Annotated in this window: 18 protein-coding genes; 8 read left to right on the top strand and 10 right to left on the bottom strand. The window is 64.7% G+C overall.

The features are described from left to right. The first annotated feature begins 13 nt into the window (after positions 1-13). The 6 genes from dcd to WEG36_16000 all read left to right on the top strand — a co-directional run bounded on the left by dcd (position 14) and on the right by WEG36_16000 (position 3,520). A complete protein-coding gene (gene dcd / locus WEG36_16025) occupies positions 14-568 on the top strand; it encodes a dCTP deaminase (protein ID MEX1259104.1) in 555 nt (184 codons plus the stop codon). Positions 569-584: 16 nt separating this feature from the next. Beyond that, positions 585-1,073 carry an acyltransferase gene (locus WEG36_16020; GenBank protein ID MEX1259103.1) on the top strand — a complete coding sequence of 163 codons (489 nt, stop codon included), beginning with the start codon at positions 585-587 and terminating at the stop codon, positions 1,071-1,073. Positions 1,074-1,293: 220 nt separating this feature from the next. Further along, on the top strand, positions 1,294-1,695 hold the full coding sequence (locus WEG36_16015; protein ID MEX1259102.1) for a hypothetical protein: 402 nt from the start codon (positions 1,294-1,296) through the stop codon (positions 1,693-1,695). Between the two features lie 108 nt (positions 1,696-1,803). Further along, positions 1,804-2,100 (top strand): hypothetical protein, encoded by a 297-nt coding sequence (locus WEG36_16010; GenBank protein ID MEX1259101.1) that lies wholly within the window; start codon positions 1,804-1,806, stop codon positions 2,098-2,100. After that, positions 2,100-2,642, top strand: a complete 543-nt coding sequence (locus tag WEG36_16005) for an alpha/beta hydrolase (GenBank protein ID MEX1259100.1) — start codon at positions 2,100-2,102, stop codon at positions 2,640-2,642. Before WEG36_16010 ends, WEG36_16005 begins: the two co-directional genes overlap by 1 nt. 323 nt (positions 2,643-2,965) lie before the next feature. Continuing rightward, complete coding sequence (locus WEG36_16000; protein MEX1259099.1) at positions 2,966-3,520, top strand: DUF4382 domain-containing protein; 555 nt, start codon at positions 2,966-2,968, stop codon at positions 3,518-3,520. 73 nt (positions 3,521-3,593) lie between these two features. Here the strand turns inward: WEG36_16000 and WEG36_15995 are convergent, their stop codons facing one another. Together WEG36_15995 and WEG36_15990 are read right to left on the bottom strand one after the other, a co-directional pair. Beyond that, a complete protein-coding gene (locus WEG36_15995; GenBank protein ID MEX1259098.1) occupies positions 3,594-4,232 on the bottom strand; it encodes a hypothetical protein in 639 nt (212 codons plus the stop codon). Between the two features lie 113 nt (positions 4,233-4,345). Beyond that, entirely contained in the window at positions 4,346-4,672 is a 327-nt protein-coding gene (locus tag WEG36_15990; GenBank protein MEX1259097.1) for a hypothetical protein, read from the bottom strand. A gap of 500 nt (positions 4,673-5,172) precedes the next feature. Between WEG36_15990 and WEG36_15985 the strand changes: the two genes are divergently transcribed. Both WEG36_15985 and WEG36_15980 read left to right on the top strand, forming a co-directional pair. Next, positions 5,173-6,468 (top strand): DEAD/DEAH box helicase, encoded by a 1,296-nt coding sequence (locus tag WEG36_15985; protein ID MEX1259096.1) that lies wholly within the window; start codon positions 5,173-5,175, stop codon positions 6,466-6,468. A 110-nt stretch (positions 6,469-6,578) separates the two neighbouring features. Beyond that, complete coding sequence (locus WEG36_15980; GenBank protein MEX1259095.1) at positions 6,579-6,752, top strand: hypothetical protein; 174 nt, start codon at positions 6,579-6,581, stop codon at positions 6,750-6,752. Positions 6,753-6,812: 60 nt separating this feature from the next. Here the strand turns inward: WEG36_15980 and WEG36_15975 are convergent, their stop codons facing one another. The 8 genes from WEG36_15975 to WEG36_15940 form a co-directional block, all read right to left on the bottom strand. After that, positions 6,813-6,998 (bottom strand): CPXCG motif-containing cysteine-rich protein, encoded by a 186-nt coding sequence (locus tag WEG36_15975; GenBank protein ID MEX1259094.1) that lies wholly within the window; start codon positions 6,996-6,998, stop codon positions 6,813-6,815. Positions 6,999-7,186: 188 nt separating this feature from the next. Beyond that, entirely contained in the window at positions 7,187-7,963 is a 777-nt protein-coding gene (locus WEG36_15970; protein ID MEX1259093.1) for a succinate dehydrogenase/fumarate reductase iron-sulfur subunit, read from the bottom strand. Continuing rightward, the gene (locus tag WEG36_15965) at positions 7,960-9,873 is read right to left on the bottom strand and encodes a fumarate reductase/succinate dehydrogenase flavoprotein subunit (GenBank protein MEX1259092.1); all 1,914 of its coding nucleotides are present in this window, start codon (positions 9,871-9,873) and stop codon (positions 7,960-7,962) included. Before WEG36_15965 ends, WEG36_15970 begins: the two co-directional genes overlap by 4 nt. Positions 9,874-9,877: 4 nt before the next feature. Further along, a complete protein-coding gene (locus WEG36_15960) occupies positions 9,878-10,564 on the bottom strand; it encodes a succinate dehydrogenase cytochrome b subunit (GenBank protein ID MEX1259091.1) in 687 nt (228 codons plus the stop codon). Between the two features lie 67 nt (positions 10,565-10,631). Beyond that, positions 10,632-11,555: a malate dehydrogenase gene (mdh, locus tag WEG36_15955; GenBank protein ID MEX1259090.1), complete on the bottom strand. Its 924-nt coding sequence runs from the start codon at positions 11,553-11,555 to the stop codon at positions 10,632-10,634. 152 nt (positions 11,556-11,707) lie between these two features. Continuing rightward, positions 11,708-12,241 carry a hypothetical protein gene (locus WEG36_15950; protein MEX1259089.1) on the bottom strand — a complete coding sequence of 178 codons (534 nt, stop codon included), beginning with the start codon at positions 12,239-12,241 and terminating at the stop codon, positions 11,708-11,710. Next, on the bottom strand, positions 12,238-12,744 hold the full coding sequence (locus WEG36_15945) for a zf-HC2 domain-containing protein (GenBank protein MEX1259088.1): 507 nt from the start codon (positions 12,742-12,744) through the stop codon (positions 12,238-12,240). The genes WEG36_15950 and WEG36_15945 overlap by 4 nt, the downstream gene beginning before the upstream one ends. Then, a complete protein-coding gene (locus tag WEG36_15940; protein ID MEX1259087.1) occupies positions 12,728-13,204 on the bottom strand; it encodes a sigma-70 family RNA polymerase sigma factor in 477 nt (158 codons plus the stop codon). Before WEG36_15940 ends, WEG36_15945 begins: the two co-directional genes overlap by 17 nt. Positions 13,205-13,391 lie beyond the last annotated feature (187 nt).

Here is a 13,391-nt window from a genome sequence, read left to right as displayed (position 1 = left end):
AAGCGACCTGAAGATGACCATCCGGAACGACCGTTGGATTCGAAGGATGGCCCAAGATCAAGGGATGATCGAGCCCTTCGAGCCCGGCCAGGTACGCGAGGGAACGATCTCCTACGGGGTTTCCTCCTATGGCTACGACATCCGCGTCGCGCCGGAGTTCAAGGTGTTCACAAACGTCCACAGCGTCGTCGTGGACCCGAAGCACTTCGACGACCGCTCCTTCGTGGACGTGAACGCCGACTCGTGCATCATCCCGCCGAACTCTTTCGCCCTCGCGCGGACCGTCGAATTCTTCAAGATTCCGCGAGACACCCTGGTCTTGTGCGTCGGCAAAAGCACCTATGCGCGTTGCGGAATCATCGTGAACGTCACGCCCCTCGAACCAACCTGGCGCGGCTACCTCACACTCGAGATTTCGAACACGACCCCTCTCCCCGCGAAGATCTACGCGAACGAAGGGATCGCTCAACTCCTCTTTTTCCAGAGCGATGAAGAGCCGGATACGGCCTATGAGGACCGAAAGGGGAAATATCAGGACCAGCACGGCGTGACCCTGCCGAAGCTTTAGAGAGGGACACGAGTCGGTGACGTCTCCGTCGGCACCTCCGACCATCTCCCAGGCACCCCCGATCCGCGACCACCTCCCGGCGCTGGACAGCCTCCGCGGGCTCGCGGTCCTCCTCGTCCTCTGGCATCACCTTCCCGACGACCTCTTCGGGCCGCTCGCCGCCGCCGTCGGGTTCGCGATTCGTCCCGGCTATCTCGGCGTGGACATCTTCTTCGTCCTGAGTGGCTTTCTAATCACACGGATCCTTCTCTTCGATCGCGCTAGGGGAGCCTCGCTCGGCACTTTCTTCAAGCGCCGCTTCGCGCGGATTTTCCCCGTCTACTACCTGACCCTGTTGGTGGTGGGTCTCTGGCAGCCGGGGAGCTACATCCTCTGGGCCGCCCTTGACCTCTGCAACTTCTATTACGCGGTGGAGAAGACCCCCTTTCCCCGCTGGAGCACACTTGGTCGCTCGCCGTGGAGGAGCATTTCTACCTGGGCTGGCCCTTCCTCGTGTACGCGGTGAGGCCGGCCGCCTGGCCCGCCTGATCCCCTGGGGGATCTTTCCTGTCGCCCTCCTCCTCGCCGTCGTCACCGCCGCGTTGGAGCCCTCCCTCCCCGCCGAGGCCGACCGACTCATTTACCGAATCACTTCGTACCGAATGATCTCCCTCGCCCTCGGCGGCTTGATCGCTATTCACGAAACCTACCTGCGATAAACGCCGCGCCGGATCCTGCGCTGGGCCTTGGCTCTCGGGATTCCATCCCTCGTCATCCTTCCCACCGCTCTCCTCGTCACGCACCAGTGGGTCGGACCGGTCATGCTTCTGGGGTTCACCCTCTTTTCCGGCGCCGCGCTCCTGACCGTCTTGCACGGCGAGGTGGCGAACGGGCCGATCGGGCGGATTTTCCGATTCGGATTTCTTCGGGACACCGGCCGGATCAGCTATGGCCTCTACCTGGTGCATGTGCCGCTGTACTTCGTCTTCGGCCTGATGGGCCGTCCGCCCGAAGCGAGCGCGGGGCTCGGGACCGCCGCGATCGCCGTCATTGCGTCCTTCTTGCTCGCGGCCCTGTCCTTCCGCGTCTTCGAGCGCCCGATTCTCGTGCGAGTGGGCTCTTCGGCCATGAAGTATTCGCCAGCTTGAACAACGGGCGGCTTCCGGGATACCCGCGTCGAGTGGTGAATCTCGAACGCCACCCCCCGCGACGCTAAGATGCATTTCAGAGAGGGACCCATAACGAGGAGGAGGACCATGTCCGGTCGAACGAGGGATAACGTTGCCCTATCGCTGGCGCTCGGAACTCTGATGGTCGTTTTTTTCGCCGACCTCGGCGCCCAGAGCGCATCGCCGCCCCCTTCCCCTCCCGCCGAATGGGGCCCCATCTCGATCAATCTCGAAGAAATCGAGTATCCCCATCCGGTGCACTTCCTGAACCTGAATCTCTACGGGCAGGACGTGCGGATCGCGTACATGGATGTCGCCCCCGTCGGACCGGCGAACGGACAAACGGTCGTGCTCCTACACGGCGGGAGTTATTACGGGTGGTAATGGCCACACGCTTCGCCTTCCTGTATCCCGACAGGACGACGCACATGGTAATGGCGAACCCCGTTGGGCTCACGGACTATCGGGCGGGGCGCGGCTTCCGTCCCTTCGACGGCGCCGTGGTGGTCGGGCCCGATTTGCAGGCCGCCTACGAGACGGACGTGCGGACAGGCATGAACCGCTATGTGTCCTGGCGCCCCGAGTACCTCGAGCACCTGAGGATTCGTCATGGTGTTCGCCTCTCCGCCGAATGGCCTCGGCTGGCTTACGTGCGCGCGCTCGGAAACAACCTCCACTCGATGGATTCGGTGGTGAACGACTGGCCGCACATCGAGACCAAGTCCATGGTGCTCGGGGGGATAGAGGATGGCCCGAATTTCCCCGCCGACGCGCGTCGGGCCGCGGAGGCGCTTCCGAATGCGGAGGTCGTGCTCATTCCAGGCGTTGGGCACAATCCGCACGAAAAAGTGCCCGAGATCGTGAACACGGAGTTGGTGCGGTTCCTCTCCTCGGATCCCGGCGACCCGGCCGCGGAAGGCTGGTAGTCACGCTCCCCGGGGGGGAAGAAAGCCCCCCCGGAACGGCACTTTCTTCTTTTTTTTGGGGGAGGCGTGCCGCCCAGTCCCGACCCGCGCTCGAGCCGCGGACCCTTGGCACCACTCGGACTCGGTTCGGTCTCCCTGCCAAACCGCGTCCGAGGCACGGCACCTGCAGGAATTTCCGGGGCACGCCGGCGACCGGAAGGAGTCACTTCCGACTCTCAACCTCTTAGCCAACCGTGTCCTGAGAAGGAGATTCCTGATGCACTCCATCCAGTGCAGTCGAATTGTCGGGACTCTTCGTCGCTTCATGCCCCTTGCGATGTCCCTTGGATGCCTTCGCGGTCGGGTGCGCCTCGGACCCGAATGGCCCACGGGGAGACGGAACGATCCAAGTTCTTCTCACGGACTTCCCCCTCGAAGCGATCGAATCGGCCGAAGTCACCATCTCTCGGATTTATCTGACGGGAGGAGGAGAAGGCCATGTGGACCTGTTCAATGGTCCGGAGGAACCGCATCAGATGGAACTCCTCGACCTCCAGAATGGAGTGACCCTCGATCTCACGGGCGAGGTCCCCATCCCCGAGGGAAGCTACGGGCAACTTCGCTTCGTCGTGGATGAGGCGCGGCTCGCCTTGGCCGATGGTTACACCTTCGCAGGTGGAGCATCCGACATCGAGCTCACAGTTCCGTCGGGATTCTATCGCGTGATCCTTCACGGAGAGGAAGACGAAGAAGATGACAGTGGGAGTGTCGTGATCGAGGGGGGAGAAACCACCGTCGTGCTCGTGGACTTCGATGTGGCCGCCAGCTTCGTGTTCCAGGGCCCGCTGGAGAGTCCGATCGGCGTGCTCTTCAAGCCCGTGCTCATGCAGCTTCCCTGACGCGCCGAGGCCCGGGCGAATTCTCGCCCGGGCCTCGGTTTCCCACCGCGCGCGCGATACACCCCGCGCCCGTTCAGTTCCCGGTCGTCACCCCAAGGTTCTCGACGAGCACGCCGGGGAGGACGTGATTGATCCGGACGCCCCAGATCCCGTCCGTGTTCCCCGTCATCCCCGACTTCGGCGTCGTGTGGACGACAGTGCCGTTCACGACGTACGCGATCTCACTCGCGCCGACCCTCACCTCGAGTTCATTCACGGACTTCCCGCTCGCGTCGGGAACGACGATCGAGGGGTGTGCGGTGGCGGCCTGAACCGTGTGGGTGGTTTCGCTGTTCGCCCGATGGATCAAGATGAACTCACCGGTCTGGGCGACCATGAAGTAGAGATAATTCTGGCCGGCGCCCCCAAGATCCCGGCCGCCGAACACCAGCCCATAGAAGTTTCGGTGGCTACTCGGAGCCTGGAGGGTGAAGCGGCCGCGGAGCGTGTAGGCCCCGGTCGCGGTCTGGTCGGCCTTCCAGAGGACTGCTGCCGGACCCGTATTTACCTGGAATCCGCTCCCCACGGTCGTGATCGTCACCTCGGGAACGTCGTCCGGATCGGCGGCGTTCGTGCTGCGGTCCACCCTCATCATCAATCCTTCGGGCACCTGCGCCGCCACCGGGACGGCGAGGAACAATGCGAAAAGTGCGGCGGAGGCGAAGCGGAGCATCGTGAATCTCCTCGGAAGAATGGTTTTTGTGTTGCGGGGTTCTACGAGCGCGGCTCGACTTTGGTTCCGCCGGGGCCGGGTGAGCCCCGGCGCATACGCGCATCCTGAGCCGCTCAATTCTCGAAGAATCTCCCGCACCCCCGGTACTGACGACCGTTCACGACGAGGTCGGCGCTCAACGGAAAGTCCCATCCGCTCATCGAATCGCTGCATGGCTCCCCGGTAACGCGGAGTGTGACGGAATCCCCGGAGGCCACGGCCCGATAACCCAACGCATCGGACAGCGGAAGGCTTCGCGGGAGAAGGAGATCCCGTTCGCCATAGTGGAGCACCAGGCGCATCTCGGGCGAGTTTCCGTCCTGGACCTCCGCGTACCACCCCGGCTCGTTCCCGCTGACACGGAGCCGCACCCCCCGGTCCCGTGCCTCGGCCCAGATCAAGCGACTTTCGAAGGCCGTGCACTCCCACGGGACGCCGTCCGAAAAGCGTGCGAAGGGCTTCGCGCGAACCCCGCGACCAGAATTCGTCCCCTGCACCGGCGTCCCGCGTTCCGGACGCGGATTCCACGCGTGGGAGCCGGAGGTCTCGGCCCGGCAGGGTCACGCGAACCGCCCCGTTCGCCAGCGTCCCGACTTCGATGTTGAGGTCCTCGCACTGGTACGCTGTGCGGTCCAGGGCCACCTCGTCTTCCAGGCCCGGCGCGGGACTTCTGTCCGCGCGACAACTGGGGAGAGGAACCCGCCCAGGGAAGCCAGAAAGAGGAGGCGCCAGAGTCTCGTCCCCCTTGACCCCTCCTCCCCCCTTCCACTAGCCTCCCCTTTGCGGGATCCCTTCCTAGAGCCCTCGGTTCCAGGGCGACCCCTCAGCCAGACCATCGCGCCAGCACCTCGAGCCGGATTCCCCGGCCGGCCTGCCGGGCGCCCGTTCACCGGACTATTCATTGTCGTTTTCCACACTCGGGTTACACCCCACGCTCGTTCGGGCCACTGAGGCCCTTGGTTTTACCCAGCCCACTCCGATTCAGTCCCAAGCGATTCCAGCCGCCCTCGACGGGAAAGACATCCTCGCGAGCGCCGTGACCGGAAGCGGGAAAACCGCCGCCTTCCTTCTTCCCGTGCTACAGCAGCTCATGGAGCGCCCCCGCGGCACGACGAAAGCCCTGATCCTCGCGCCGACGCGAGAGCTCGCGCTCCAGATCCTGGACGACTTCGGCGGTCTCGCGCGCGGCACCGGAGTCCGCGCCGCGGCGGTCCATGGGGGTGTCGGAATGGGCCCCCAGGAAAAGGCGTTCCGCACGGGAGTCGATGTCATCGTCGCCACTCCGGGACGGCTGCTCGATCACTTCCAGCAACACTACGCGGCGCTCACGTCCATCGAGATCCTCGTCCTTGACGAGGCCGATCGAATGCTCGACATGGGTTTTCTTCCCGATATTCGGCGCGTCCTTCGTCACATCCCGACACCCAAGCAGACTCTCTTCTTCAGCGCGACGATGCCTGCCCCGATCGAAGCGCTGACGCGCGAGATGCTCACGAGTCCCGTGCGCATCGCCCTTCAGCGGAAGGCTGCGCCCGCCCAAGGTGTGACCCAGGCAGTGTATCCGGTTCCTGCATCGCTGAAGGCGAATCTGCTCGTCGAGCTCCTCTGTCGAAACAAGATGAAGGAGGCGCTCGTCTTCACGCGCACGAAACATCGCGCAGATCGCTTGATGAAGGTCCTCAACCGCGCCGGCATCTCCGCGGAGCGAATCCACGGGAATCGCTCACAGGCGCAGCGGACGAAGGCACTCGCCGGCTTCAAAGCCGGTGATATCCGTGTCCTGGTGGCAACCGATCTGATGGCCCGCGGCATCGATGTCGAGGCGCTCGGCCACGTCGTGAACTTCGACGTCCCCGCGGTCCCCGACGACTACATCCACCGCGTGGGACGCACGGCGCGTGCGGAAGCCGTGGGTGATGCCTTCACGCTCGTAGCGCCGGAGGAGGAGGAAGATCTCGGCCGGATCGAGCGAGCAGTCGGAAGAAAGCTTCCCCGCATGCACCTCGAGAACTTTTCCTACGCGGCGGCGGCCGAACCGCCTCTCGAGGTTCCCCGCGGCGAACGCATCGCGGCGATTCGGGCGAGAAAGTCGCAGGATCGCGCCCGCGCGGCGGCGAAAACCGCCCGGGAGACCGCAGCATCGGCCGCCGCGCCGTCTCGCACGCCCCGGCGTCGCCCCTTCCGAGGGGGTCGCTGATCGTGCAGGACGGAGCCAACGGCCGCTTGGGGGGTATTATGTGGGTTGTGTCACGAAGCCTTCGGGCGCCCCCCGTGGTCCGAAAGCCTCCCCAGAGCCGGAGGAAGTCCATGGCCAAGGTCAAGATCAAGAGACGGGACGGTACGCCGACGCGCTACTTCTGGCGCGACGAAGAGGAGGACGCTCCCACCGACAAGACGGTCTACAAGACCTCTCCGGACGGAGTGAAGCGGATGAAAACGATGCGCTTCAATCCCGTCACCAACCAGATGCGCCGAGTCTGACCCGTCTGAGTGTCGAGAGGACGTCGCGCGAAATCGTGGGGTTCGGGGAGTGGCTCCCGGTTATTCGTCGAGCGTCCTGAGTTCGACGTACCATTGGCCGGTGGAATCGCGTTCCGCGTGGACCTGCCACGGCCGGCAGCAGATCGGGCAATCTTCGACAAAAGTTTGGCGGGTGCCCCCGGAGCGATCCACGAGCACCTCGACCGATTCGCCGCAGTAGGGACAGTTGGCCCCTTCGGTGTCCATCATCGGATCAGGCCTCCCGGCCCCCGCCGGGAGGCCTGAGCATTCGTGGGTGCTCGCGCTCGAACCGTGAAACCCGAACGCGGGGAGAACCTTTCCCCAACGATACCGACCCGCGATGCGGCTCGCCGGTAAGGCGGCCGCGACGCGAATCCGGGCAAGGGAGCGGACCCGCGCCACGCGATCGGTGGTTACTCTCCCGCGGACGATTCCTGGTCCATCCCGACGCCGGACAATACCGCCCTCACCAGGTCCCGATTCAGGCGTGCGATATAACGCACGCTGATCCCCTTCGGGCACGCCTCCTGGCAGGCCCCGTGATTCGTACAGTTCCCGAACCCTTCCTCGTCGTGCGCAGTCACCATCGAGAGAGCCCGCGAGCCCCGCTCGGCCTGGCCCTGCGGGAGATACGACAGGTGGGCCGCCTTCGCCGCGGTGAAGAGCATCGCGGAAGCGTTCGGGCAGGCCGCCACGCAGGCCCCGCACCCGATGCAGGCCGCCGCGTCGAATGCCTTGTCGGCATCCGGCTTGCGAACGAGGGTGGCGTTCGCCTCCGGCGCGCTCCCCGTCCGGACCGAGATGTATCCTCCCGCTTCGATGATTCGGTCGAAGGGGGTGCGGTCCACGACCAGATCTCGCAGGACCGGAAAAGCATCCGCCCGCCACGGCTCCACCCAGAGCTCGTCACCGTCGGCGAAAGACCGCATGTGAAGCTGGCAGGCGGTGGTCAGCTTGTTTGGCCCATGTGGGATTCCGTTGATCATCATCCCGCACGATCCGCAGATCCCTTCGCGGCAGTCGTGTTCGAAGGCGATCGGCTCACCACCGCCGCAAGTGATTTTCTCGTTCACGAGGTCGAGCATGTCGAGAAAGGACATGTCGGGCGAGATGTTGCCCGCCTCGTGCCGCTCGAAGTCCCCCGCGGCCCCCCGTGCCGCCTGCCTCCAGACGTTCAGAGTCAGCTTCACTTGTAGCTCCTCCGAGCGAGGGGGACTTCGGCGAAATCGAGAGGCTCCGTATGGCGAAGCGGCTCCGTGCCGGAACCCCGCCACTCCCAGACGGCCGCGTGCGCGAAGTTGTCGTCGTCCCTTCTCGCTTCGCCGTCTTCGGTAGTGTGCTCCTCTCGGTAGTGCGCGCCGCACGATTCGTTGCGGGCGAGAGCGTCTCGGCAAATCACTTCGGCGAACTCGAGAAAGTCCGCGACCCGCCCCGCCTTCTCGAGAGACTGGTTTAGCGTGCCGGCGGACCCCGGGACCCGCACGTTTTTCCAGAACTCCTCCCGAAGTTCCGGAATCCGGCCTACGGCTTCGCGGAGCCCCGCTTCATTCCGGGACATTCCGCACTGGTCCCACATGAGACGGCCGAGCTCCTGGTGGTACGAGTCCACCGTGCGCGAGCCATTCACGGAGAGGAGGCGATCCTGGAGCGCCTCGACTTCGCCCACCGCGGCGCGGAAGGACCCATCGTCCGGGCCCGTCCCCGAACGCGGCGCATCGGCGAGGTAGTTTCCCACCGTCAGCGGAGCGACGAAGTACCCGTCCGCGAGCCCCTGCATGAGGGCACTCGCACCGAGTCGGTTCGCCCCGTGATCGGAGAAGTTGGCTTCTCCGATGGCGAACAGCCCGGGGATCGTAGTCATCAGGTCGTAGTCCACCCAGAGCCCACCCATCGTATAGTGCGGCGCCGGATAGATCCGCATCGGGACCTCGAACGGGTCCTCGCCCGTGATCTTCTCATACATGGCGAAGAGGTTTTCGTATCGATCGGAGACCGTCCGGCGTCCCGCCCTTTCGATGACGTCGCGGAAGTCGAGATAGACCCCATTTCTGAGCGGGCCTACGCCGTGCCCGGCGTCCACCATCTCCTTGGCGCGACGCGACGCGATATCCCGCGGAGAGAGGTTGCCGAAGGAGGGATACATCCGCTCGAGGTAATAGTCGCGCTCCTCTTCCGGGATCTCGCTGGGGCGACGGTCATCTCCCTTCTTCTTGGGGACCCAAATCCGCCCGTCATTCCGGAGCGACTCGCTCATGAGGGTGAGCTTGGACTGATACTCGCCCGACAACGGAATACAAGTGGGATGGATCTGCGTGAAGCAGGGATTTGCAAATCCCGCGCCGCGACGGTGCGCTCGCCAGATCGCGGTGACGTTGCACGCCTTTGCGTTGGTCGAAAGGAAAAAGGCGTTCGCATATCCACCCGTGGCGAGGACTACCGCGTCGGCTGCGACCCCTTCGATTTTCCCGGACACGAGATCCCGGATGACGATGCCCCGTGCCCGTCCGCCGGCCACGACCACATCGAGCATCTCAGCGCGAGTGTGGAGCTTCACGGTGCCGGCCGCCACCTGCCGCTCCAATGCCTGGTAGGCCCCGAGGAGGAGCTGCTGCCCCGTCTGGCCCCGCGCGTAAAACGTTCTGGAAACCTGCGCCCCTCCAAATGAGCGGTTTGCGAGATGGCCCCCGTACTCCCGCGCGAAGGGCACGCCCTGGGCGACGGCCTGGTCTATGATGTTCAGCGACAGCTCAGCGAGACGATACACGTTTGCCTCCCGTGAGCGGAAATCGCCGCCCTTCACCGTGTCCTTGAAGAGCCGCTGGATGGAGTCGCCGTCCGCCTGGTAGTTCTTCGCGGCGTTGATCCCCCCCTGCGCCGCGATCGAATGCGCCCGGCGCGCGGAATCGTGGAAGGTGAAGGCCCGGACCCGATATCCGAGCTCACCCATCGTGGCCGCGGCCGACGCGCCCGCGAGCCCAGTGCCCACGACGATGACCTCGTATTTCCGCTTGTTCGCGGGGTTCACGAGCTTCATCTCGAATCGGCGGCGAGACCACTTCTCCGCGATCGGCCCCTCGGGCACCCGTGGGTTCAGCTCCAACTGGTCACCCCTCGAGGTTCACGACGCCAGCCAGCACGGAAAGCGGCACCAGGGCGTAGCCGAGGAAGAGTCCCCACGCGAGGACCGCGGCGATCGGTCGCCGCACCCTCTCGATGCGGGGGTTTTCGATTCCCGCCGTCGCGAAAGCGCTCCAAATCCCGTGGTAGAGGTGGACGCAGAGCGCACCCACCGCGATCAGGTAAAAAGCGGCCACAGGATAGGACTGGAAGCCGATGACGAGGTTGTTGTACGCCGATCCCGCGACAAAATCCGGATGGACCGTCCCCGTCGTCATGTGAAGCAGGTGATAACCGACGAAGGCGAGAACGATCACCCCTCCGAAGCGCATCGTGCGAGACGCGTACGAGAAGGTCTGCGGCTGGAGCTTCGTGTACCCATGCGTGCGCGCGCCCTTGCTCTGGCGCCAGAGCTGGGTCGCGGCCACCACATGAACGGTTACGGCGGCGAGGAGCGCCAGGCGGAGCGTCCAGAGGAGCCCGTAATGCGGGAGGAGGGGGTACCCCACCTCACGGATGAACTCGGCGTATGCGTCGAAAGCCTCTCTCCCGTGAAAGGCCTTCAGATTCCCGAGCATGTGCAGGAGGGTGAAGCCAAACAGGAAGACTCCGGTCACGGCCATCCAGAGCTTCTTTCCGACCGATGAACCGTAGAGGGCGATCACCCGGTGCATCGCTTCCTCTTTCCCGAACTCTAGGCGCCGGATCCAGGTTTGCGACTCGTTCCCCGCGCAGAATCCCTCATCCCAGGGCGGCCATCGTGGACCGGACGGACTCCGCGCTCTTCTCCAGCTCGAAGCGCTCCTGGTCCGTCAACTCCACCTCGATCACTCCCTGGAGGCCGCCCTCGCCCAGCTTGCAGGGCACCCCGAGAAAAATCCCCTTCTGGCCGTATTCCCCCTCGAGGTAGGCGGCGCAGGGAAGAATCCGGCGCTTGTCCTTCGCGATCGCTTCCGCCATCTGCACAGCGGCCGAGGAGGGAGCGTAATATGCGCTCCCGGTCTTCAGAAAGCTCACGATTTCAGCGCCCCCATTCCGGGTCCGCTCGATGAGAGCTTCGATCCGGTCCTTCGGGAGGAGTTGGGCCAAGGGAATTCCGCTGACCGATGTGTAGCTCACGAGCGGGACCATCGTGTCGCCGTGGCCGCCGAGCACCAGCGCCTGGATATCTTCGACACTCACGTCCAACTCCATCGCGATGAAGGAGCGAAACCGTGCGGTGTCCAGGACGCCGGCCATGCCGAGAACGCGCTTCCGGGGGAAGCCGGTAGTCTCCATGGCCACGTAAGACATGACGTCGAGAGGATTCGACACCATGATGATGATCGAGTCCGGGGCAACGCGTGCAATTTCGGTCGAGACCGCTCGAACGATTCCCGCGTTTGTCTTGAGGAGGTCGTCCCGGCTCATCCCTGGCTTGCGGGCGACACCCGCCGTGACGATGACGATTTCCGATCCTGCAGCGGCCCCGTAATCCGTTGCGCCCGTGACCCGGGTGTCGAATCCCTCCACTGGGGCGCTCTCCCACTGATCGAGGGCCTTTCCCTGCGGGATCCCTTCCACCACGTCGATCAGAACGACCTCTCGCGCGAGCTCCATCTCCGCCAACCGCTGCGCGCTCGTGGCGCCGACGTGCCCGGCGCCCACGACGGTGATCTTCCGCATTCCTGCCTCTTTCGGATTCGTCGGGGAAAAAGTCCGCCGGAAGCTACCCGGGGGCCCCAAGGGTGTCAACGGCGAGGCGCGGTCCGGATCACCCCCCAGAAACCGTGTTGCACGAACGACTCAATGGGGCGAACCAGCGGGCCGGAAATCCTTCAGGGGCGCGGGATTTCCGGAGCTTCGGGGAGCCCGCGCCCGCCACGGGAGAATCGTGCGACGGCGTCGCGGTTCCCGACCGACTGGATGAGGTCTCCGAACTGATCTCGAACGATTTGCAGGAGGAGAACCTGGGATGGCTCGAGGATGTCGAGGAGACGCTCCTCCTCCCGAACGAGAAGTTGCTCCTCCAGGTTACGGAGAGCCCGTCCCTCCTCGATCAAGGCCAATGACTGGACGGGATCATCGGTGTCCGCCTCGAGGATGGCGGCAACCCGGTCCATGAAGGCACCACGCATGTCGCCGAGCTCCCGGCGCGCCGCTCCGAACTCGGAGAGAATCCCGGGAAGCTCGGCCCTCTGCTCGTCGGAAAGGACCAGTTCACGCGCGATCTGCTCCTCGAACTCGCGCTGAATCCTCTGGAGGAGCTCCTGGCGGGTCATCTGATCCGGGCCGGGTTGGGCCGCGACCGGAGAAGCGCCCGCTGCAAGAAGGGCCAGGAGGAGCGATGCTGTGCCGAGTGCGTGTTTCATGGATCGAGCTCCTCGAGCACTTCCCGCAAGACCTCGTCCGAGAGGGCGTGGAGCATGGGCGCCCCGGCTACCATCCAGTTTTCGCCGAGCCACTCGGCAGGAGCTTCGGGTTGAAGTGCGAGGGACCAGATCTCTTCGTTTGATGGGCGTTGATTGAGGACGGTGCCCAGACCGAGAGCGAGCGCGATGACGGCAGCCACAGCGGGGACACCCCACCCCCAGATCTTCCCGAAACTCCGACGGCCTTTCGCGAGCGAGCCCACGATTTGGCGATGGAGCCCCGGCGGGGGTTCGCTCCGCGCACTCTGGAGCCGTGTGAGGAAAATCCCCTCGTCCCTGCACTCCTTACAGGACTGGAGGTGGGCCTCCACGAGGCGCGCCTCTTCCGAGGGAAGAACGCGGAGAAGGCTCAGCGGAAGAAGATCCCGGACCGAGCCGCAATCCATGTCTTCGCTCGAACGGAACCGGTCGTTCATAAGGTCCCCCTCATCGCGGTTCGTCATGTAGCCACTCCCGCAATCGTCCGATGCCATAGTGGTAGTTCACCCGAGCTGCACCCTCGGTGGATCCGATGATCTCGGCCACCTCTCGAAAGCTCAGCCCGTCGAACAGCCTCAGGGCGACGCTCAGGCGCTGCTTCTCGGGGAGTCGGTCCAGGGCGCCCCGAATCCGCCGCAGCTCCTCCTCCCGGACGGCCCTCTGGTCCGGAGCCAACTCTCCGTCCGCGAGACCCTCCGCGTCGGTGAGCGCTTCCTCTTTCCGCCGCGAGTGGCTCCGAATCGTGCCCAAGGCCTCGTTTCGCGCGATCGCCAGGAGCCACGTCCGGAAGCTCGATTCGCCCCGAAACCCCCCGAGGCGGTCAAGTGCCTTGAGAAAGGTGTCCTGAGTCGCGTCCGCGGCTCTGTCTTCGTCCTTCAAAAAGCCGAGGAGGAACCGATACACCACCCCTTGATGGCGGTCCACCAGCCTTTCCAAGGCCTTCTGGTCGCCCTCCCGAGCCTGGCGCACAAGCTCCGTGTCATCCGGATCCTGCGGGCTCCTCGGAAGGGTCACCGATCGTTGGACGCTGAGGGTGGGAGCGGCGTTAAGGGGGGAAGGGGTCGATGGCCCCAAAGAAGCCTCCTCCCCGCGCTGAAAAACGGCCTCACGG

The sequence above is a fragment of the Gemmatimonadota bacterium genome (assembly GCA_040882465.1).
GTDB lineage: Bacteria > Gemmatimonadota > Gemmatimonadetes > Longimicrobiales > Gaopeijiaceae > JBBEBG01.
The sequence above is the reverse complement of the archived record's forward strand: the minus strand, read 5'-3'. Positions and strand labels throughout refer to the sequence as shown.

What these genes read in the sequence shown, in the direction of transcription:
- WEG36_15945 (MEX1259088.1), bottom strand. Translation starts at nt 12,744, where the DNA reads ATGACGAACCGCGATGAGGGGGACCTTATGAACGACCGGTTCCGTTCG.
- WEG36_15975 (MEX1259094.1), bottom strand. Translation starts at nt 6,998, where the DNA reads ATGGACACCGAAGGGGCCAACTGTCCCTACTGCGGCGAATCGGTCGAG.
- WEG36_15980 (MEX1259095.1), top strand. Translation starts at nt 6,579, where the DNA reads ATGGCCAAGGTCAAGATCAAGAGACGGGACGGTACGCCGACGCGCTAC.
- WEG36_16010 (MEX1259101.1), top strand. Translation starts at nt 1,804, where the DNA reads ATGTCCGGTCGAACGAGGGATAACGTTGCCCTATCGCTGGCGCTCGGA.
- WEG36_16005 (MEX1259100.1), top strand. Translation starts at nt 2,100, where the DNA reads ATGGCCACACGCTTCGCCTTCCTGTATCCCGACAGGACGACGCACATG.
- WEG36_15950 (MEX1259089.1), bottom strand. Translation starts at nt 12,241, where the DNA reads ATGAAACACGCACTCGGCACAGCATCGCTCCTCCTGGCCCTTCTTGCA.
- WEG36_15960 (MEX1259091.1), bottom strand. Translation starts at nt 10,564, where the DNA reads ATGCACCGGGTGATCGCCCTCTACGGTTCATCGGTCGGAAAGAAGCTC.
- WEG36_15995 (MEX1259098.1), bottom strand. Translation starts at nt 4,232, where the DNA reads ATGCTCCGCTTCGCCTCCGCCGCACTTTTCGCATTGTTCCTCGCCGTC.
- dcd (MEX1259104.1), top strand. Translation starts at nt 14, where the DNA reads ATGACCATCCGGAACGACCGTTGGATTCGAAGGATGGCCCAAGATCAA.
- mdh (MEX1259090.1), bottom strand. Translation starts at nt 11,555, where the DNA reads ATGCGGAAGATCACCGTCGTGGGCGCCGGGCACGTCGGCGCCACGAGC.